Genomic DNA, 17845 nt, shown 5'->3' with positions numbered 1-17845 from the left:
GGTGCACAGTAAAGCCAAGCTGTGAGAGGTCTACAAATCTACAACCATTTGAATATCTTTAAAGTAGTTGAAAATAAATATTAAAAATTCACTCTAAAGCTTAGATTTGGTGTCAAACCTAACGATTTGTTATCTACCTGAACGGTATTGTTGGAATCACTGGGGTCCACTTTATAATACCGATTGATAACATTATCATGGTTACTGGCATTAATTACTCCGGCAGCAAATGAAGCTTTAATAAGTTGCGACAGATCGAAATTGTAATTTATGGAAGCATCAAAACGCATGAAATTATCCAAATTTTCATTGTTTGGAGAATCATAGTTTACCACAACATTATTTCCATTTTGAATTGTTTCATTTCCTTCAATTGGTTTGGTATAAGGCTGACCATTTCTCCAGGCGCCACCAACAGCTATTTTTAGATTTTTAAATATATTGTAATAAAAACCTAAAGATACAGAATGCCTTATATCTACATTATTAGGAAATGTGGAAGGCGTAAAAGTATTAAATTCATAGTCGTTTGTACTATAGGTGTAACTCATCCAAACACTATATTGAAGTGCTGTTTTATTGGCTAAAAATTCCAATCCTTTAGCGGTGTAGCTACCCTGTGCGGTATTATACTGAAAGCTGTTATAAAAACCTTGATTAGAAGCTGTAATACCATCTACAACTTTATAAAAAGCTGTAGCTTCAATATTTAGTTTATTTTGGTTGAATTCTAAACCAAAAGATCCTTGTTTACTCGTAGCGATTGGTATATCTTTATCAGTGACTAAAACCCAACGTCTTTTTTCAACACCAAGAAAATCATCTTCAAAATCTACAATTTGTGTAGAAGATTGATTCTTAAATTCGCCCTCTAATTTTAAAGCAAATTGATTTGATACTTTTTGTCTAATGTTTATTCTGGGTTCGATCAGTAGCTTTTCAAATTTTTGAAAATAATTCAAACGCAATCCAACTCTTAGGTATGTGTTATTTTTGTTGTATTCAATCTCAGAGAATAAGGCATGATTCAGTAAAACATCTTTTTTAGTGCTGGAGTAGAAGGGATTACTAACGGTAGTCTGGTTTAACATCCCAGTTTCATTAAATTGGTAGCCCAACAAGAAATTTAGGTTCTCATTCGTTTTGTAATACGTATTTAATTTTACCCCGGTTTCCAGTACTTCATTAGCTTCGGTTAAGCGCTGGTTTGTTTCCACCCTGTAATCCGCAGCGCCAATATTGTATTTGGAAAAGTAGGTGATGAAGTTTGTGCTTAATTTTGGATTCCATACAGCCTTCCAATTTCCGCCGTAACCGAGATTCTTTTGAGATAAATTACTGGTTTTAGATTCCGTTTGATTTGCATTTACAGTGCGGCGCTCTGAATAGTCTAAAGCGTTGTTGATACCAATGATGTTAGCTCTGAATTGATGCTTTTCATTCCAGTCGAAAAGTAATTTAGCGGTATAATCATAAAAGTAAAAATCAGAAGAGGTCTCATTTTTATCACTATCCCTATTGATTTCAGTATCTTGAAAACTACGATCAAAATATTTAGTGTAGGTGGGAGATCTGACCAGATCAGTAATAGAACGGCGTCCTGAAATATGAAACTCTAATTTTTTTGTTATTGGTATTTCTAAAAAAGCATCGGTACTAATGGAGTTAATCCCTGCGCCACCGGAAAATGTATTGGTTAGGACATCTTTAGTATGCATGTTTATAGTACTGGAAACACCATCGCTGTATTCAGCACTTGTTCCATTTTTACTAACGACTACTTTGTTGGTGAGATTGGGATTGTAAGGTGATATTAACCCAAAGAAATGACCAGAATGGTACATTTTTATATTATCCCAAATTACTAAATTCTGATCGTTAGTACCGCCACGTACATTGATATTGGCAATACTTTCATTGGTGCTTTCAACACCTGGTAACGCTTGTATGGATTGCAAAATGTCAGGCTCTATTAATCCAGGAAGGATCCCAAATTTTTTAGTATTTAAAACGGTGCTTCCATCCAGATATTTTTGCAAACCGGGTGTTAAATAGACATTTATCAAAACCTGATTCAGTTCTTCATTTTTTGTGGAGAGAATAATTTCTTTGCAATTATTTTGTGTTGAAAATAACTCTTTTGCTGAGAATTGTCTCGATTCAAAACCTAAGTAGGAAACGGTTAATGTTGCATTTATTGGTACATTCTGTATAGAGAATTTCCCACTTTCATTGGTAATTGTGCCTATGACATTATTACCCGAAGCTACAGAAGCACCAACCAGAGGCGATTTATTTTGATCGGATAAAACAATTCCGCAAACCAATATCGTTTTGTTTAATACTGAAACAGTAACATATCGATTGTCTAAAGCTTTAAAATTTAAAAGTGTTTTTGAATTCAGATAATCAATTGTTTCTTGTAATGAGAAAGAAGCAGCTGGTTTCTCAATTGCAATGGTGGCAACATCTTCAACGGCATACGAAAACTTAATATTAAATTGTTTTTCGATAGCAATAATGGCCTCGGTTAAAGGAATTTTTTTAGCTGTATTTTGTCCATAACAAAAACTGCCAATGCAAAGAAGTAAAGAAATCAGCCATTTATTTAACGCCATAGTTGTAAAATATAATGGTTTTGCCTTGCGTCTTGTAACTTAATTTAAGTGGAATCGTAACTGCCTGGAGTGCAATTTCCTTATCAGTATGCGTAAAACTTCCCGTAAACAGTTTTGAAGTATCCACACCTTCGACTTTAATTTTTATATCATATTGGCGCTCCAATTCAGCAATAACCTGATCTAATGGGATTTTATTAAAACTGGATTCTTGTCGCAGCCAGGAAGGATTCTGGGCGTTAAAATCGTCAACATTTTCGATAGTGCCATTTATAACGCGGAAGGTTTTTCCAGGAGGTAGTTTAATGATTTTAGTATTATAGGCAACGCTGACCAGTCCTTCGTAGCAATTAACCTCAAAATAGTTTTTGCGCTCTTTTACGTTAAATTGTGTTCCCAAAACGGTAACAACACCGGCGGCTGTATTTACACTAAAAGTCTGTCCTTTCTTTACTTTAAAAAAAGCTTCTCCCGCTAAAGTTAAATCTCTTTTATCAGCCCATTTTTTTTCGTTAAAACTTAATTTTGAAGCAGCGTTTAATACCACCTCTGAATTATCAGGAAGCGTAAATGTTTTTGTCTGTGCTATTTGAGTTTCAAAAGATTTAGTGTCATTAAAAAACAAGAAATAAGCGGATGTTAACACAACGGCTAATACGGCAGCTATTCGATAGAATAGTTTGAAGTTTAAAGTTCTGACTTTTGTTTTCTTTTTAGAATTATTTCGGGCCCTAAAAGCTTCTAAAGCAGCAGGAGAATCTACTTTTGGAGCTTCTAATTGCGATGCATAATGAGCGATCTTCTCAAGAGTCTGCAAATCTTCAGATTGTTTTAAATCTTCAATTTCTTTACCTGAAAGCTCATTATTCAACCATTTTAATATCTCTTTTTCATTTTTCATTTTAGATCGCTATGTTTATAAGACAACTGACTTTTAAATTACCCTACTGTTTAATTATATATTTTCGATTTGGGCTTTTAATATTTTTAGCGCAGCAGACATTCGTTTTTCCACTGTTTTTTGAGATATATCAAGTAAATCTGCTATTTCTCTGTATTTTTTGCCATCTATCCGATTCAATAAAAATACTTCCCGCTGTGCTTCACTTAATGATGCAATAGCGCTGTTAAGTTTTTGTTTGAATTCTTGTTCTTCGAGTAAATATTCAGGGCTTTGATTATTGGTATCTAGATTAGGCGCGTCTTTGGCATATCTTAATACTACTTTTTGATGCTTTATAGTATTTAAAAATAAATTACTAATGCTGGTGAATAAATAGGTTTTGACTTTACTAAAGTCAATTTTTGAGCAATTCTCCCAAATTTTGGTAAATGCATCTTGTACCAAATCTAATGCCACTTCATTATCACCACATTTGTAATAAGCAAAATTAGTTGCTGATTGCACCTGCTTTAGGTAAAAGTCTCTAAAGTGATTTTCGTCGCAAAGTGTGCTGTTTTCGTCGCTCATTGAGTATTAATTCATTTTTTGTAGGTTGTAAATGTAAATTTTTTTTTCAAAAAGCGGTTGAATTAATTCTAATTGCTTTTTTGTGAAAAATAAGTTAAAAGTTAATTGGTTGATTTTTAATTTTTTATGAATTTGTTTTTAAAATTTTATATTTTTTTTAAAATTTAGGTAGGGTAAAAATAACCGTAGTTGTCTTACTAATAGAAAGGCGTAGAAAATACTGCTTGTAAATATAAAAATATATTAAATTTGAAAATTATGAAAAAGTTAAAAATTATTACAGGAATTGCATTGATGGCTATTTTAGGTTTTACATCATGCCAAAGTGAAGTTGATGATGTACAAGGAGAAAATCCAAATACAAATTCGGCTAATTCGACCACAACAAGTAATTTGAAACGTACTGGTATGTACGACGGTTCATCTGATGACTTTTTAGATGGAGCATCATGCTCTTCAATTTTATTGCCAGTTACCGCTAAAGTAAATGGGATTCAGGTTTCTATTTTAAGCCAATTGGATTACCAACAGGTTATTTCTATTTTTGGACAGTTTAATAATGACCAGGATTCCGTAGTATTACAATTCCCTTTAAGAGTAAGATTAAGTAATTATTCAGAGGCTACCGTTAATAATCAAACAGAGTATAATGCTATTGTTAGTGCATGTACTTCAGCGGAAGCTTCTGGTCAAGATGCGATCTCTTCTGTAAATATTACCTTTCCTATTACAATTTTAACCTATAATTTAAGTTTACAACAAACAGGAAGTGTTGTCATCACATCCGAACAACAATTATATACGTATATGTCTACTGTAAGTAGTACGGAATTATTTTCAGTAAACTACCCAATTTCAGTGACAATGAGTGATGGATCGAAAATATCGATTTCCAGTGATGCTGAATTGCAAGCCGCTATTAATGCGTCAATCAAAACAGAGGAAGCGAAGGCAACAGCAGTTGAAAATGGAAAAAAAATAGAAACCATTTTAGTTAATGGAAAGTTTAAAGTGGATTCATTTGTAAGCGCCGGAGTTAATTCTGCAAATAACTACAAAGATTTTACTATAGATTTTGCAAATAATTTATCAGTAACTGCGATAAATATGTTGAGTACAACTGTAAATGGTACTTATGCGGTTAGTTCTGAATTAGATGTTTTTCTAAAACTAAATTTTTCAGGGAACGCTGCCTTTACTTTGTTGAATAATGATTGGAAAGTAACAAGTTTTAGTGCTTCATCTATTTCATTGCAAAGTAAAACGAATGCAGCAGTTACAGTAATGTTGAAACAAATATAGGCTACATAGAAGTTGGTGCTTTTAAAGAACAGCGACCTAAAATGATAGCGCTGTTCTTTAAAAAATAAACTAAATACTATAAAAGAAAATAATGAAAAAAGTAATTACTGCACTAACAATAGGTTTTGTCCTATTAGTATCCTGTTCAAAAGAAGACGCTGTCGACACTAGTGAAACTATAAATCCTATTACCAATAAACAAACAACCGGAAGTTCTTCAAATGATTTACTATCGGATAAAAAGTTTACAAGTATGATTATAGAAGTAGTTTATGTACAGGGCTTTGAGCCATCAGCAACTGCGATTAATAATTTGGTATCTTTTCTGAGTGCAAGAACCTATAAACCAAGCGGAATAAGTATTGTGAAAAGAGCAATACCATCACCGGGGAAAGCAACTTTTACCGATCAGGAAATTGTTGCAATTGAAGATGCTAACAGAACAAAATACAATACATCTAATCAAATTGCGGTTTGGGTCTTTTTTGCTGATGGAAAATCATCAACTGATACAAGTACATCAGTTATTTTGGGTACTGCTTATAGAAATACCTCTTTAGTTATTTATGAGCAAACAGTTCACGGTTTGAGCGACAGTCCATTTGAACCTAACAGAAGTTTATTGGAAACAACAGTCATTACGCATGAAATAGGGCATATTTTGGGACTAACCAATTTAGGCACAACTTTGCAAAGTAATCATGAAGATACGGCGCATCCAAAACATTGCAATGTAAGCACCTGTTTGATGTATTGGTCATCTGAAACCGGAAAGGGTATTGAAAATATGGTTTCTGGCGGGGCAGCACCCCAATTGGATGCACAATGTATTGCAGATCTTCGTGCCAATGGAGGAAAATAAAATAAAAATTAAATAAAATACTACACTATGAAGCAGATAAAAACAAAATTTTTAGCAATAGCTTTATTCATTGGAATAGGAGCAACAATCAATGCGCAGGAGAATACTACCCACAGATCGAATGGAGGGATAAAGGGAGGATACAATTTAGCAGCCGTAAGTTTTGATGGAGAAGGAGAAACAGAACAGCGTCACAGTTTTCATATAGGAATTTATGGCGAGTCATTTATTAGTGAAAACTTTTCTATTCAACCGGAATTGATGTATTCTCAACAAGGATATGTGCTTACAAATAGCAACGGGACTTTTACCCAAAAGCTAAATTACATCAATTTGCCATTAATGCTTAAAGCCTATCCTTCACAAAATTTATTTTTGGAAGCAGGTCCGCAAATTGGGTTAGCAGTTTCGCATAAAGAAGAATATGATGGACTTTTTAGTGGTTCACAAGAGTACGATCCTAATAGTTTTGATTGGGGAATAAACTTTGGAGGAGGATTTAAAACAGATTCTGGTGTAAGTTTAGGAGTACGTTATCACTTAGGTTTAGGAGATTTATATGACGAGGGGAAAGCACAAAATAGAGTTTGGCAATTTTCTGTAGGTTTTGATTTATAAACTTGATACTACAATATAAAGTGTAAACTATAGAATCCCACTATTTTTAATGAATAAACCCTTTCAGAGTAATGCTTTGAAAGGGTTTTGTTTTTGAAATGCATTTTTTAGGAAATTTTTATAAGATATGGTTTACCTGATTTTCAGCACTCTTTTGTACTTAGGATTTTATTTTAGGAATGGCTTTAATACTCTCTAAATAGAACTCAATGTTAATTTTTAATTTATTGATACGGGAATAGTCATTTTTGTTAAAAGCGAAGTAAAGTCCGGTAAGAGCAGAAGCTAAGCCAATAATCACGCTTATGGTTGTGAAAAGATTATAGGACACTATAGCGATAATGATGCAGAATAGTAATCCCGCTGCTTTTATTGAATTTTCAGGATTAGACTGGACTGTGTTAATTTCAATAATTTTAGGCAATTGCTGTAATAATGTATTAATATCGGGGTTACAAATTTCATTTCTCTTTAAATCAGCAATCAAATCTTCGACCGTTTTTATTTTTCTATTCTTAGAATAGAGATATGGAAATATTTCACTGATAAAATTTTGATTTCTTAAATCTTGAATATTTCCAATCAACATTTTTACTTCATTGGGTAAATCTTTTCGGAGAGCGATTTCCTTTTTCAAAGCACTAAAGGATAACGTTGTTAAAGAATCAACATTTTTATAAATATATTGCGTTAATTCTTCCTCAGAGAAGGAATGAAATTTTTCTTCTAGAAGGGTACTATTATTCATGATGGGGTGTGGTATTAATTTATTGAAAAAAAAATAAATATTTCTGTTTCTTTAACAAAAGTATTTTCTTTGTTTCGCATTACTTTACGGGAAACCTCAATGGGAGTGGAAATTATTGAAATTAGTAAAAAACAAGTGATATTCGTAAATAACAGACGGTCTAATTCTCAATTTCATAAAATAACAATACCTTTGACTCAAATTAAATTGCAATGACCACAATCGAAAAGCCGACAGAATTGGAGCTTTACTTTGAAGAGTTCCGCCAAAATACAATAGGAATTGACCAAGAGTTTGAATCACCTTACGGAAAAAAACAAATTATTTATACGGATTGGACTGCCAGTGGCCGCTTGTACCGTCCTATCGAGGAAAAGTTGATGAATGAGTTCGGTCCTTTTGTGGCCAATACCCATACTGAAACTACAGTTTCGGGAACAGCAATGACCAAAGCATACCATCATGCGAGGCACATCATTAAACAGCATGTTAATGCCAGTGGCGATGATGTTTTAATTACTGATGGGACTGGAATGACAGGTGTTGTCAATAAATTTCAACGTATTTTGGGATTAAAAATACCGGAGAATTTAAAGGATTTTATTACTATTCCTGCTGAAAAGAAACCAATTGTATTTATTTCGCATATGGAACACCATTCCAATCAGACGTCCTGGTTGGAAACTATCGCTGATGTTGTTGTTATTCCGTCGAATGAAGATGGACTATTTAGTATAGCCAATCTCGAGCTTTTATTAGAAAAATACAAGGAGCGAAGTTTTAAGATAGCTTCGATAACTTCTTGTTCTAATGTTACCGGAATCAGAACTCCTTATCACCAGGTTGCTAGAATCATGCACCAGCATAACGGGCTTTGTTTTGTAGATTTTGCCTGTTCTGGTCCGTATGTTACAATAGACATGCATCCGGAAGATTCAGAAAGCTATTTGGATGCGATTTTCTTTTCACCTCACAAATTTCTTGGGGGACCAGGTACTAGCGGTGTTTTGGTTTTTAATAAAAAATTATACCAAAACCTGATTCCCGACAATCCTGGCGGAGGAACGGTAAGCTGGACTAATCCTTGGGGTGAACACAAGTACATTGACAATATTGAAGATAGGGAAGATGGAGGAACGCCGGGTTTTCTTCAGGTGATAAAAACGGCGCTGGCTATCCAGTTGAAGGAAAAAATGGGAATTGAAAATATATTGAATCGGGAACATGAAATTGTCGATGTTATTTTCGAATCTCTTGGCAACATTCCAAATATTAAAATTCTTGCTGGTCAGCATCGAGATAGGTTAGGAGTAGTTTCCTTTTTTATAGAAGACTTACATTTTAACTTAGGTGTAAAGTTATTGAATGATAAATTTGGAATCCAAACTCGCGGAGGATGCAGTTGTGCCGGTACTTACGGACATTTTTTATTGCACGTAGATCAGGAAACTTCTCATAAATTGATTGACGAAATTAGCTTGGGAGATTTAATCAGAAAACCGGGTTGGATTAGAATGTCTATTCATCCCACAACTACAAATGCTGAAATAGAATTTGTTTGTAATGGAATTACGGCATTGGCGGAAAACCATACGACATGGGCTTTAGACTATAATTACAATTCAGCTACAAATGAATTTGTGCACAAGCAAGCACGACCTTTGGAAGATGACCTGGTAAAAGATTGGTTTTCTTTATAGAGTTGAGGAAGGAACTTAAGAATTCGGCAAATAAAAAAAAAACACTTATTCAGCAAACGTATTGTTTTTGAATAAGTGTTTTTTTTAACGGAACACACTACCTTTTGTGTTTCCATCTTTTGTGGGTCCAGAAATAATATTCCGGAGCCTCAAGGATTTGTTTTTCAACTTCCTCAATAAAAGTATGCGTAATTCCAAAATCAGGAATGGATTTGGGATCATCGGTGATCGGGACGAAGGTTGCTTGATAATACCCTCTTTTGATTTTTTTGACTTTTACAAAAACGACACTCAAATCGTATTTTTTTGCAATCATTTCGGCTCCGGTATGTACCGGTACCTCAATACCCATGAAAGTGTCCCAATGAAATATCCTATCTAATTTTGGTGACTGATCACTGGCTAATCCATAAATACATAAAATCCCTTCCTTTTGGTTTTTCGCTATCAAAGGAATAGTTTCTCTTGTAACTACTAATTCAGCATCATATTTTGACCGAATATCTCTTATAAGTTTATCAAAATATTTATTGGCTATTTTTTTATATACTCCAATTCCTCTTAATGATGTTTTATCATTAAGAGTTATTAACCATTCCCAACTTGCATAATGGGATGCTAATAATACAATACTTTTTCCTTTTTTCTCATATTCTTTTATAAGATCAATATTTGTTATTGTGAATCTTTTGTTCATCTCTTCAGAAGAAATAGTCATAGTTTTAATCATCTCGAGAAACATATCACATAAATGATGGTACGATTTTTTCTCAATAACAAGACGCTGCTCGGGAGTAAGATGAGGTAATGCCAATGCTAAGTTTTCTCTAACGATATTCTTTCGGTAGCCTACAATGTTATAGACTATAAAACAGACTACATCAGATAACCAGTAAAATAGGCGAAAAGGAAGAATAGAAACAATCCAAAGAAACGGATAAGCTATAATAAAAACAAGAAATTGCATGCCGTAATTTTTCTTGCAAATATATGTCAAAAATGTAGATTGATATAAATTTTGACTGCTTACTATATGGATATTTGAGAATGACTATATTTACAATTCACAATAAACACACTTTATGAATATCGTTTTAATAGCAATAATTGTTGTAAATGTTTTAATTAGTTACAAGGGGTTTAATGATCTTTCCTTTTTTAGAAAATATGAATTTCATGTTGGGAGTATTCGGGCAGGTGAACACATAAGAATGGTGTCTTCAGGTTTTCTTCATGCCGATATGACCCATTTGATTTTCAATATGCTGACGCTTTATTTTTTTGCACCTGTAGTAATAAGTCATTTAGGTGATTTTTCGTTTGCTTTAATTTATTTCGGCAGTTTAGTTTTTGGAAGCTTATTGACAATGGTTTTTCATAAGAATCAATATAATTACAGGGCGGTTGGTGCATCGGGTGCTGTAACAGGAGTTTTGTATTCGGCAATATTATTACAGCCAAACATGATGCTGGGAATCTTTTTTATCATCCCAATGCCGGCATATATTTTTGGAATCCTTTATTTATTGTATTCTATTTACGGAATGAAAGCCAAGAATGATAACATTGGTCATACGGCCCATTTTGGAGGTGCTGTTGGCGGTTATCTGATTACACTGATTAAAGAACCTCAATTATTCGTCGATCACACTTTAATGGTCATATTACTGGCGATTCCAATAGTTATTCTTTTTGTGATGGAAAAGATGGGAAAGCTATAGTGGCATAACTTTTGAAAGAGAATTAAAACAAAAAACAATTAAATCAGTATAAAAATGAAAAAAGCAGTACTATTTCTATCTATTATGTTCATGACTATGTCTTATGCACAAGAAGTGAAACAAGTTCCCCAAGTAAGCGTAACCGGTGAGGGCAAAGTAAAGGTAGTTCCGGATCAAACGACAATAACAGCTACTATCGAAACAAAAGGGAATAATGCCAAAGACGTTAAAAAACAAAACGACCAAAAGATGGAAGCGGTTTTAAGGTTTATAAAAAAAATGAACTTAGATCCAGCGGATTATAAAACCCAACGGGTTTCTCTAAATCCACAGTACGATTATGAAAAAAAGAAACACAATTATAATGCTACGCAAACTATCGAAATTCTATTGAAAGATTTATCGAAATACGATGAATTAATGGAAGGGCTAGTAGACGAAGGAATAAATAGAATTGATAATGTAATATTCCAATCTTCAAAATTAGCGCAATATCAATCTGAGGCCAGAAAATTAGCTATGAAAGAGGCTAAATTAAAAGCCGAGGATTATGTTTCGGTTTTAGGACAAAAAGTAGGGCGTGCCATGACAATATCGGACAATTCACAACCGTATTATCCACAACCGATTCGATATGCAGCTATGAAAGCTGAAATGAGCGATATGCAGGCGCCAAGAGAAACTCTTGCGCTAGGAGAAATTAATATCACAGCTAATGTAAGTGTGAGTTTTATTTTAGAATAAAAGCATACTAAAATTATAAAATCCCGTCACATTCTGATAAATGAGACGGGATTTTTTTTGTGCAATAAATTTGGTGAATTTCTTATATAAAAAAAAACTCTTCAATTGCTTGAAGAGTTTTGTGGGGAGAGCAGGATTCGAACCAATAAGCTGGAACCCGTGCCAATACTGCATTTTCAACTACTTATAAACTAATGTGCCACGATTTTGCCACAAAACTCAATAGGACAATTTTAAGCCATTTTTTAAGTAAATTATTGAATTAACTTGTTTGAATTGAATGATGTAATTCATGTTTTGAAAATCAAAATTAAGTAATTTTATGATAATCCAAAAAGTTTATTTAATATTTTTCCAGTTTAACGCTAATTTAATATTTTTTACTAATAGTGTCCTAAACGTTTTCTTGAATCAATTGTAATAATTTGAAATACGGAAAAATGCATTGCAAAAAATGATTTGGACAGCTTTTTTTAAAACGCAATATTTTTAGGGTTTAAAAAAATAACTTTTAAAATACTTTAATTTTATTGGGTAATGGTTCTACTCTCTAATGAGAAAAAATCTTGTAGTGTAGATGGTTCTTGTTGTGCAGGAGGAAAAACACCTCCAAAAAAATCATAAATATTTTAAAGAGCGTCCCTATTAACGCTTCTTATTAATATCAGATTTAAAACTTCATCCTCTGAATTCTAACAGCGTTTAAAATCGCTAATAATGCTACTCCGACATCGGCAAAGACGGCTTCCAACATAGTGGCTAAACCGCCCGATCCAAGACGTCACTTCCTAAGTCTCCCCTGGCAATTCCTGCATCAGCGAGGGCAACTACTGACGCATCATATAGAATTGATAGTCGTGCTTTTTATATTAAAATTTAACTAGCACAACAGCTCAATTTGGCAACATCTTTTCCGAAAGTGATGGCTGCTAGTTTTATGCCTTCGCCTAATGTTAAATAAGGATAAAAACTTTCTGCCAATTCTTTTACGGTAATATTATACTTGATAGCCATACTCAATTGCTGAATGAGTTCGCCACCTTCGGGAGCAACAATTCTTGCACCAATCAATTTATCGGTTTCGGTATTTCGTATTAATTTGATAAATCCTCTTGTGTCATTGGCTGCAATAGCTCTTGGAATGTTATTTAATTTTAATTTGCTTACTTCAAAAGGAATATTTTGGGCTTCTGCCTGTGCTTCGTCCAATCCTGTTCCTGCTACTTGTGGATCGGTAAAAACTACCCAAGGCAAAGAAGAATAATCGGCTTCATTATTGGCTCCTGTAAACGCATTTTCTACGGCAATTTTACCTTCAAAGGCTGCTGTGTAAACAAATGCAGGTGTGCTAGTAACATCGCCCACCGCATAGATGTTTGGTAAATTGGTTTCCATTTTTTCGTTTACCAAAATGTGTCCTGTTTTATCAAGTTCCAAACCAATATTTTGCAATCCTAATTTTTGTATATTGGGTGTTGTGCCAGATGCCACTACAACTTTTCCTTTTTCGATAATTTGTGTAAAAGAACCGTCAGGGCATTTGCAATGGATAATGGTTTCATTTCCTTTTTTATCAAATTTTACTGCTCTAAAATTTGGCAGGATTTCTATACCTTCGTTACGCATTTGTGTTTCCAAGGCTTCACTGATGTCGGGCGTTTGTGTTCTCAACACACGATCAGTAAACTCGATGATACGAACTTTTACGCCCAAACGATTGTAAGCCATAGCAATTTCTAAACCAATATAACCAGCCCCCATAATGGTGATGCTTTCGGGTTTCTCTTCTAAATCAAAAAGCGAAACGTTGGTAAGAAAACCTACTTCGTTTAGCCCTTCAATAATTGGAATATTGGTAGTTGCTCCTGTGGCAATGATAAATTTTAGAGCCGTATATTTTACTTTACCATCGACCACAATGGTTTTAGTATCTAAAAATTCTGCCCAACCCGTTAGCATTTTCAGGTTATGAAAATCACTTACCACGTCCATATATTTTTTCTTCTGGAGCGTGGCTACCAATTGTTTTTTGTCTTTAATTACTTGAGCAAAATCTATAGCAACACCTTTGGGTTTGATGCCCGAGAAATTGGAATGTGTTGCGTGATAAGCTGTTTCCGCTGCACGAATAAGGGTTTTAGAAGGGACACAACCTACGTTTACACAAGTTCCGCCAAAGTCTAAACCACCGTTTACCATTAAGGTCGATAATCCTAAACTTTCGGCCTTTATAGCTGCCGAAAATGCCGCCGAACCACCACCGATGATAATTAAATCGAAGTGGTTTGCGTTTGTATTACAACATTTAGTTTCAGCAGTATGAGCTACTTTATAATTTTTTGTGCTGTTAATAGTATTGATAATTTCCTCTTTACTGGTTTTAGAAGGGTCGAAAGAACATTCGCAACTGCCGTTTTGATAACTCACTTTTACTTCTGTTACTCCTTCATTTTTGGTAAGCATTTTTTCAATGCCTGTGGCACAATGGTCGCAGGTCATTCCTGCGATATCGAGTTTTATATTTTCTGTTTTCATTTTTCTTATTTTAATTAAATGCTTAATAATAGAGTCAAAAAAATTATTTTCAACCGTTTAGACCACAAACGTGTTCAGTTTGTCAGTGTGGAGGATTTACGGATGTTGATACTTCTCCTGATACTTTGTAACCTGTGGTATTAATAGCTTTTATGATAGCCTCTTTGTTCGTTTTACTGTTGTCAAATTTTACAAATGCGATTCCTTCGTTGCTATTAGCGGAAACGGTTATAATTCCCGGTAATTTGTTTACTTCATTTTTAACGTGATCTTCGCAACTGGCACAAGTCATTCCATTCACATTAAATTTTACTTTTTGCATATTATCAGAAGAAACAACAATTAGCTGTTTGTCCGCTTTTGGATAAAAAACTTGTCCATAGTATGGGAAAGCCATCATTAAAAAAGTAAACACCGTTACAATACCTAAAAACTTTTTAGTTTGCATAAAAGGTGTTTTATCCTCTTCTTCACAAACACATTGTATTTCTTCCGTAGTTCGTGGTTTTAGTTTTTGATACCAAGCAAAGCCCAATACCAAAACAGTTATTCCAATTAAGTAAGGGCGAAAAGGTTCTAACCACGAGAACGTTGATGCTACGCCAGAAGCTCCAGAAATAAGAGCTAAAACGGGTGTTATGCAACAAAGTGATGCTGCCACTGCTGATAAAATACTTGCTCCAGCTAATTTTCCTGATTTTGAATTTGTGTTCATATGAGTTCTAAATTTGAATTTTGACTAATAATGTATTTAAAAAAAGGACGAAGTATTTGTAATTGTTCTGATTTTAGAGAATAAAAAATAGTCTGACCAGATCGTCTAGCTTCAATAACATTTCCATCTTTCATTTTGCGAAGATGTTGTGAAACGGCAGGAATACTCATTCCTAAAATATCGGCAAGGTCGCAAGGACAGAGTTCGTTTTCTTCTTCAAGAAGAAACATTATTTTCAGTCGTACTTCATTGCCGGCCAATGCTAATAAACCACTCAATAGCCCAAAAGCATTACTATTATTGTTCAATTTGTTTTTGCAGGCGTTGATTTGTTTTATATCTGCAAAAACTCTTATACACGTTTGATTATTATCCATTGCTGTCTTTGTTAAATTAAATACTAAACAAATGTAGTTAATTGCTTTATTATTTAAGAAAATGCTTAAATAATAAAAATAAGTTTAACATTTTACTTTGAAATGAATACTTCAATTTTTAAAGTAAATGATTTAGTATTGCTTTTCATTCAAACTGTATCAAATTACCATCGGTAAATACTTCGACTTGAGTTATTATAAGCATTGACAAAGTGTTATTAGGGAGAGTGGTGACGGTAATGGCAGGATGCAAAGATCCTAAAACTGAAATGGTTTTATGAAGTTAATGATTCCTTCAACATGATGTATATTATTTATTTGTGGAAATAAAAAAATAAAAAATTCCAAGTTACATCCTTAAATAAATCGTAAATTTATATTAAATCACTGAAAAATAGCACTTTGCACCTAATTCAAGCGTTTTTTAGTAAAAAGTATCGAGAATTTGTATTTGGTTGATGGTTTAATTTAAAAACTAGAACGACAACTATGAAAAAATCAAAACAATATGGTGAGTCCTTCAGTCACACTCTGCGTAAACTCTTCCGAGCTACCAAAATCGAGTTTGCAATCATTACCGCAATGATTTATGCAGTGCTGATGTTTTCTTCCTGCCGGAATTCAGAAAAAAACCAGAAGCAAGTTGAACAGAACCATCCTCAACAAAAAGGAGAAGAAAATAACAACCATGAACATAGCGAGCATTCACAACTAATGAATGAAACTCGCGAATGGTTAAAACAGGAATTAGGCGAAAAATATAATCAGCCCGTATCTCTTGGTACAGAGGAACAACTTGCACAAGGTAAAGAGATATTCACAAAATATTGTCTTACTTGTCATGGAAGTGGCGGTAAAGGCGATGGTCCAGGAGTAGCAACATTACAACCAAAGCCAGCCGATTTTACTGACCCTGAACATTCATCATTTTATTCAGATCAGGGGCGAATATACCTCATAAAAAAAGGAATGAAGGGAACTGCAATGGCAGCATGGGAAAACGTTTTGAGCGAAGAAGAAATCCTTTCGGTCTATGCATATGTAAATTCTCTGAAAAATTCAGACGGAATGATGGAACACCAAGGGCAAAATCATTAGGAAAATGAATGAAAAAAAAACATAAATAATTCAAATGATAATAACCGAAGTACTTTTAAAAGGAATGGAGAATATTTCAAATTCAGAAAAGTAATTGCAAACATATATTTATATCGTAATTATGTATAAAGTAATGGTAAAAATTCTAACAAAAATATGGGTATGTACCATTATAGCATTACTCCTATGGAGCTTTTCAGCTAAGGCACAACAAAGATACCAAACCAAGGAAGGAAGAACTGTTAAGTTTTTTATTTACGTACAATCTCCACAGAACATTTTGCATGTAATGCCACCGCTTGGGAAACCGATCCAAGCAGAAAGCCTTCTATAGCTCCATGACCATGAGAACCAACGATAATCAAATCAGCACCGAATGTTTCAGCTTCTTTGAGTATTGCACTTTTTGGAGAACCACTAATAACCATTGTAGTTACAATTAAAGCCGGATTTTTATCACGTAAAATTTTCGCTGCATTTTCCGTAATTTTCGCTGCGCCTTTAAAAGCGTTGTGATCAACTTCAGCATAATATTCATGTGAAACTCCCATTGGCTCAAGAGTATTTATTAGCGACATTCTTTCATAAACAGACACAATACACACTTCTGTTTTTGGCGGAAATGGTCTGTTGGCAATTTCATTAATTGCTGTTTTACTATATTTTGAACCATCGGTTGCTAATAGAATTTTCATTCTTCTTTCTCCACTAAATTCATTCCGCATTTGGAACATTTTCCGGGTTTATCCAAGGTAACTTCTGGGTGCATTGGGCAGGTGTACGTTTTTTGAGTTTCCATTTTTTTTATATTTTAATGTTGTTTGTATTTGTATTATTTGGACATATCCATATTTTTATCCATTCCAGTCATTTTGTGTGATTGCATTTTTTTATCTTTGATCATATCCATCATTTTAGGATTATCCATCATCGATTTACACATTTCAGACATCATCGTAGTATCTGTTTTAGATGCTTCCATCATTTCGGTCATCATTCCTTTCATCATATCTGGATTATCCTTCATCATTTTCATCATATTTTCGTGATTTATCATCATCATTTTCCTTTACTACTGTTCAGCATTGCTTGCATCATATCTTTAGACATTTCACTATTGTTTGCAATAGTATCCATAATTGCCTTTTTTGTATCTGAATTTGAAAGAATTTGATTTATATCAATTTTGGATTGACACGATGAAAATAATGTTACAAAAGCAATACTTAAAATAATTTTTTGAATGGTTTTCATTCATTTAATATTTAGCTATGAAGTAATTTTCATGATATAAAGGTAGTATAACTAATTTATTAAATATTACATAATCTTAGCT

General features: G+C 33.6%; 19 protein-coding genes and 1 pseudogene. 7 read left to right on the top strand and 13 right to left on the bottom strand.

The genetic code is table 11. The annotated features are described in order from the left end of the window. Positions 1 to 80: 80 nt before the first annotated feature. From ACNQGN_RS11205 to ACNQGN_RS11195, 3 genes are read right to left on the bottom strand one after another with little or no spacing between them, the layout of a single operon-like run. Complete coding sequence (locus ACNQGN_RS11205) at positions 81 to 2618, bottom strand: TonB-dependent receptor (protein WP_417987917.1); 2538 nt, start codon at positions 2616 to 2618, stop codon at positions 81 to 83. Continuing rightward, positions 2605 to 3519, bottom strand: coding sequence for a FecR family protein (locus ACNQGN_RS11200; RefSeq protein ID WP_417987916.1), 915 nt, complete (start codon positions 3517 to 3519; stop codon positions 2605 to 2607). Before ACNQGN_RS11200 ends, ACNQGN_RS11205 begins: the two co-directional genes overlap by 14 nt. Positions 3520 to 3573: 54 nt before the next feature. Further along, positions 3574 to 4089 carry an RNA polymerase sigma factor gene (locus tag ACNQGN_RS11195; RefSeq protein ID WP_417987915.1) on the bottom strand — a complete coding sequence of 172 codons (516 nt, stop codon included), beginning with the start codon at positions 4087 to 4089 and terminating at the stop codon, positions 3574 to 3576. A gap of 258 nt (positions 4090 to 4347) precedes the next feature. Between ACNQGN_RS11195 and ACNQGN_RS11190 the strand changes: the two genes are divergently transcribed. From ACNQGN_RS11190 to ACNQGN_RS11180, 3 genes are all read left to right on the top strand, one after another. Next, entirely contained in the window at positions 4348 to 5391 is a 1044-nt protein-coding gene (locus ACNQGN_RS11190) for a hypothetical protein (protein WP_417987914.1), read from the top strand. Between the two features lie 91 nt (positions 5392 to 5482). Then, a complete protein-coding gene (locus ACNQGN_RS11185; protein ID WP_417987913.1) occupies positions 5483 to 6253 on the top strand; it encodes a membrane metalloprotease in 771 nt (256 codons plus the stop codon). A gap of 36 nt (positions 6254 to 6289) precedes the next feature. After that, complete coding sequence (locus ACNQGN_RS11180; protein WP_417987977.1) at positions 6290 to 6871, top strand: porin family protein; 582 nt, start codon at positions 6290 to 6292, stop codon at positions 6869 to 6871. Between the two features lie 160 nt (positions 6872 to 7031). Here ACNQGN_RS11180 and ACNQGN_RS11175 read toward each other — a convergent pair whose 3' ends face one another. After that, the gene (locus ACNQGN_RS11175; RefSeq protein ID WP_417987912.1) at positions 7032 to 7619 is read right to left on the bottom strand and encodes a hypothetical protein; all 588 of its coding nucleotides are present in this window, start codon (positions 7617 to 7619) and stop codon (positions 7032 to 7034) included. Between the two features lie 212 nt (positions 7620 to 7831). Here ACNQGN_RS11175 and ACNQGN_RS11170 point away from each other — a divergent pair, with 212 nt between their 5' ends. Then, positions 7832 to 9319 (top strand): aminotransferase class V-fold PLP-dependent enzyme, encoded by a 1488-nt coding sequence (locus ACNQGN_RS11170; RefSeq protein ID WP_417987911.1) that lies wholly within the window; start codon positions 7832 to 7834, stop codon positions 9317 to 9319. Between the two features lie 97 nt (positions 9320 to 9416). On the opposite strand, the gene ACNQGN_RS11165 is transcribed toward ACNQGN_RS11170, so the two are convergent. Next, positions 9417 to 10286 (bottom strand): lysophospholipid acyltransferase family protein, encoded by an 870-nt coding sequence (locus ACNQGN_RS11165; protein WP_417987910.1) that lies wholly within the window; start codon positions 10284 to 10286, stop codon positions 9417 to 9419. A 115-nt stretch (positions 10287 to 10401) separates the two neighbouring features. On the opposite strand from ACNQGN_RS11165, the gene ACNQGN_RS11160 reads away from it, so the two are divergent. Beyond that, entirely contained in the window at positions 10402 to 11040 is a 639-nt protein-coding gene (locus ACNQGN_RS11160; protein WP_417987909.1) for a rhomboid family intramembrane serine protease, read from the top strand. A 54-nt stretch (positions 11041 to 11094) separates the two neighbouring features. Beyond that, positions 11095 to 11784 carry an SIMPL domain-containing protein gene (locus ACNQGN_RS11155; RefSeq protein ID WP_417987908.1) on the top strand — a complete coding sequence of 230 codons (690 nt, stop codon included), beginning with the start codon at positions 11095 to 11097 and terminating at the stop codon, positions 11782 to 11784. 670 nt (positions 11785 to 12454) lie between these two features. Here the strand turns inward: ACNQGN_RS11155 and ACNQGN_RS11150 are convergent. The 4 genes and pseudogenes from ACNQGN_RS11150 to ACNQGN_RS11135 form a co-directional block, all read right to left on the bottom strand. Beyond that, positions 12455 to 12562: pseudogene (locus ACNQGN_RS11150) on the bottom strand (cadmium transporter); the annotation flags it as partial. 98 nt (positions 12563 to 12660) lie between these two features. Beyond that, entirely contained in the window at positions 12661 to 14319 is a 1659-nt protein-coding gene (merA, locus tag ACNQGN_RS11145) for a mercury(II) reductase (protein ID WP_417987907.1), read from the bottom strand. An 82-nt stretch (positions 14320 to 14401) separates the two neighbouring features. Further along, complete coding sequence (merTP, locus tag ACNQGN_RS11140) at positions 14402 to 15034, bottom strand: mercuric transport protein MerTP (RefSeq protein WP_417987906.1); 633 nt, start codon at positions 15032 to 15034, stop codon at positions 14402 to 14404. Continuing rightward, on the bottom strand, positions 15031 to 15411 hold the full coding sequence (locus ACNQGN_RS11135; RefSeq protein ID WP_143388880.1) for an ArsR/SmtB family transcription factor: 381 nt from the start codon (positions 15409 to 15411) through the stop codon (positions 15031 to 15033). The genes merTP and ACNQGN_RS11135 overlap by 4 nt, the downstream gene beginning before the upstream one ends. Before the next feature lie 489 nt (positions 15412 to 15900). Between ACNQGN_RS11135 and ACNQGN_RS11130 the strand changes: the two genes are divergently transcribed. Next, positions 15901 to 16509: a c-type cytochrome gene (locus ACNQGN_RS11130; RefSeq protein ID WP_417987905.1), complete on the top strand. Its 609-nt coding sequence runs from the start codon at positions 15901 to 15903 to the stop codon at positions 16507 to 16509. Positions 16510 to 16760: 251 nt separating this feature from the next. On the opposite strand, the gene ACNQGN_RS11125 is transcribed toward ACNQGN_RS11130, so the two are convergent. From ACNQGN_RS11125 to ACNQGN_RS11110, 4 genes are read right to left on the bottom strand one after another with little or no spacing between them, the layout of a single operon-like run. Beyond that, complete coding sequence (locus ACNQGN_RS11125; protein ID WP_417987904.1) at positions 16761 to 17204, bottom strand: universal stress protein; 444 nt, start codon at positions 17202 to 17204, stop codon at positions 16761 to 16763. After that, a complete protein-coding gene (locus ACNQGN_RS11120) occupies positions 17201 to 17308 on the bottom strand; it encodes a heavy metal-binding domain-containing protein (RefSeq protein ID WP_417987903.1) in 108 nt (35 codons plus the stop codon). Before ACNQGN_RS11120 ends, ACNQGN_RS11125 begins: the two co-directional genes overlap by 4 nt. A 33-nt stretch (positions 17309 to 17341) precedes the next feature. Continuing rightward, positions 17342 to 17572, bottom strand: a complete 231-nt coding sequence (locus ACNQGN_RS11115) for a hypothetical protein (RefSeq protein WP_417987902.1) — start codon at positions 17570 to 17572, stop codon at positions 17342 to 17344. After that, a complete protein-coding gene (locus ACNQGN_RS11110; protein WP_417987901.1) occupies positions 17569 to 17763 on the bottom strand; it encodes a hypothetical protein in 195 nt (64 codons plus the stop codon). Before ACNQGN_RS11110 ends, ACNQGN_RS11115 begins: the two co-directional genes overlap by 4 nt. Positions 17764 to 17845 lie beyond the last annotated feature (82 nt).

It is taken from the genome of Flavobacterium rhamnosi (genome assembly GCF_048286515.1).
Lineage (GTDB): Bacteria > Bacteroidota > Bacteroidia > Flavobacteriales > Flavobacteriaceae > Flavobacterium.
Note: the sequence above shows the minus strand (reverse complement) of the source record. Positions and strands in the feature narration are given on the sequence as shown.

What these genes read in the sequence shown, in the direction of transcription:
- ACNQGN_RS11205 (WP_417987917.1), bottom strand. Translation starts at nt 2,618, where the DNA reads ATGGCGTTAAATAAATGGCTGATTTCTTTACTTCTTTGCATTGGCAGT.
- ACNQGN_RS11200 (WP_417987916.1), bottom strand. Translation starts at nt 3,519, where the DNA reads ATGAAAAATGAAAAAGAGATATTAAAATGGTTGAATAATGAGCTTTCA.
- ACNQGN_RS11195 (WP_417987915.1), bottom strand. Translation starts at nt 4,089, where the DNA reads ATGAGCGACGAAAACAGCACACTTTGCGACGAAAATCACTTTAGAGAC.
- ACNQGN_RS11190 (WP_417987914.1), top strand. Translation starts at nt 4,348, where the DNA reads ATGAAAAAGTTAAAAATTATTACAGGAATTGCATTGATGGCTATTTTA.
- ACNQGN_RS11185 (WP_417987913.1), top strand. Translation starts at nt 5,483, where the DNA reads ATGAAAAAAGTAATTACTGCACTAACAATAGGTTTTGTCCTATTAGTA.
- ACNQGN_RS11175 (WP_417987912.1), bottom strand. Translation starts at nt 7,619, where the DNA reads ATGAATAATAGTACCCTTCTAGAAGAAAAATTTCATTCCTTCTCTGAG.
- ACNQGN_RS11170 (WP_417987911.1), top strand. Translation starts at nt 7,832, where the DNA reads ATGACCACAATCGAAAAGCCGACAGAATTGGAGCTTTACTTTGAAGAG.
- ACNQGN_RS11165 (WP_417987910.1), bottom strand. Translation starts at nt 10,286, where the DNA reads ATGCAATTTCTTGTTTTTATTATAGCTTATCCGTTTCTTTGGATTGTT.
- ACNQGN_RS11160 (WP_417987909.1), top strand. Translation starts at nt 10,402, where the DNA reads ATGAATATCGTTTTAATAGCAATAATTGTTGTAAATGTTTTAATTAGT.
- ACNQGN_RS11155 (WP_417987908.1), top strand. Translation starts at nt 11,095, where the DNA reads ATGAAAAAAGCAGTACTATTTCTATCTATTATGTTCATGACTATGTCT.
- merA (WP_417987907.1), bottom strand. Translation starts at nt 14,319, where the DNA reads ATGAAAACAGAAAATATAAAACTCGATATCGCAGGAATGACCTGCGAC.
- merTP (WP_417987906.1), bottom strand. Translation starts at nt 15,034, where the DNA reads ATGAACACAAATTCAAAATCAGGAAAATTAGCTGGAGCAAGTATTTTA.
- ACNQGN_RS11135 (WP_143388880.1), bottom strand. Translation starts at nt 15,411, where the DNA reads ATGGATAATAATCAAACGTGTATAAGAGTTTTTGCAGATATAAAACAA.
- ACNQGN_RS11130 (WP_417987905.1), top strand. Translation starts at nt 15,901, where the DNA reads ATGAAAAAATCAAAACAATATGGTGAGTCCTTCAGTCACACTCTGCGT.
- ACNQGN_RS11125 (WP_417987904.1), bottom strand. Translation starts at nt 17,204, where the DNA reads ATGAAAATTCTATTAGCAACCGATGGTTCAAAATATAGTAAAACAGCA.
- ACNQGN_RS11120 (WP_417987903.1), bottom strand. Translation starts at nt 17,308, where the DNA reads ATGGAAACTCAAAAAACGTACACCTGCCCAATGCACCCAGAAGTTACC.
- ACNQGN_RS11115 (WP_417987902.1), bottom strand. Translation starts at nt 17,572, where the DNA reads ATGATGATGATAAATCACGAAAATATGATGAAAATGATGAAGGATAAT.
- ACNQGN_RS11110 (WP_417987901.1), bottom strand. Translation starts at nt 17,763, where the DNA reads ATGAAAACCATTCAAAAAATTATTTTAAGTATTGCTTTTGTAACATTA.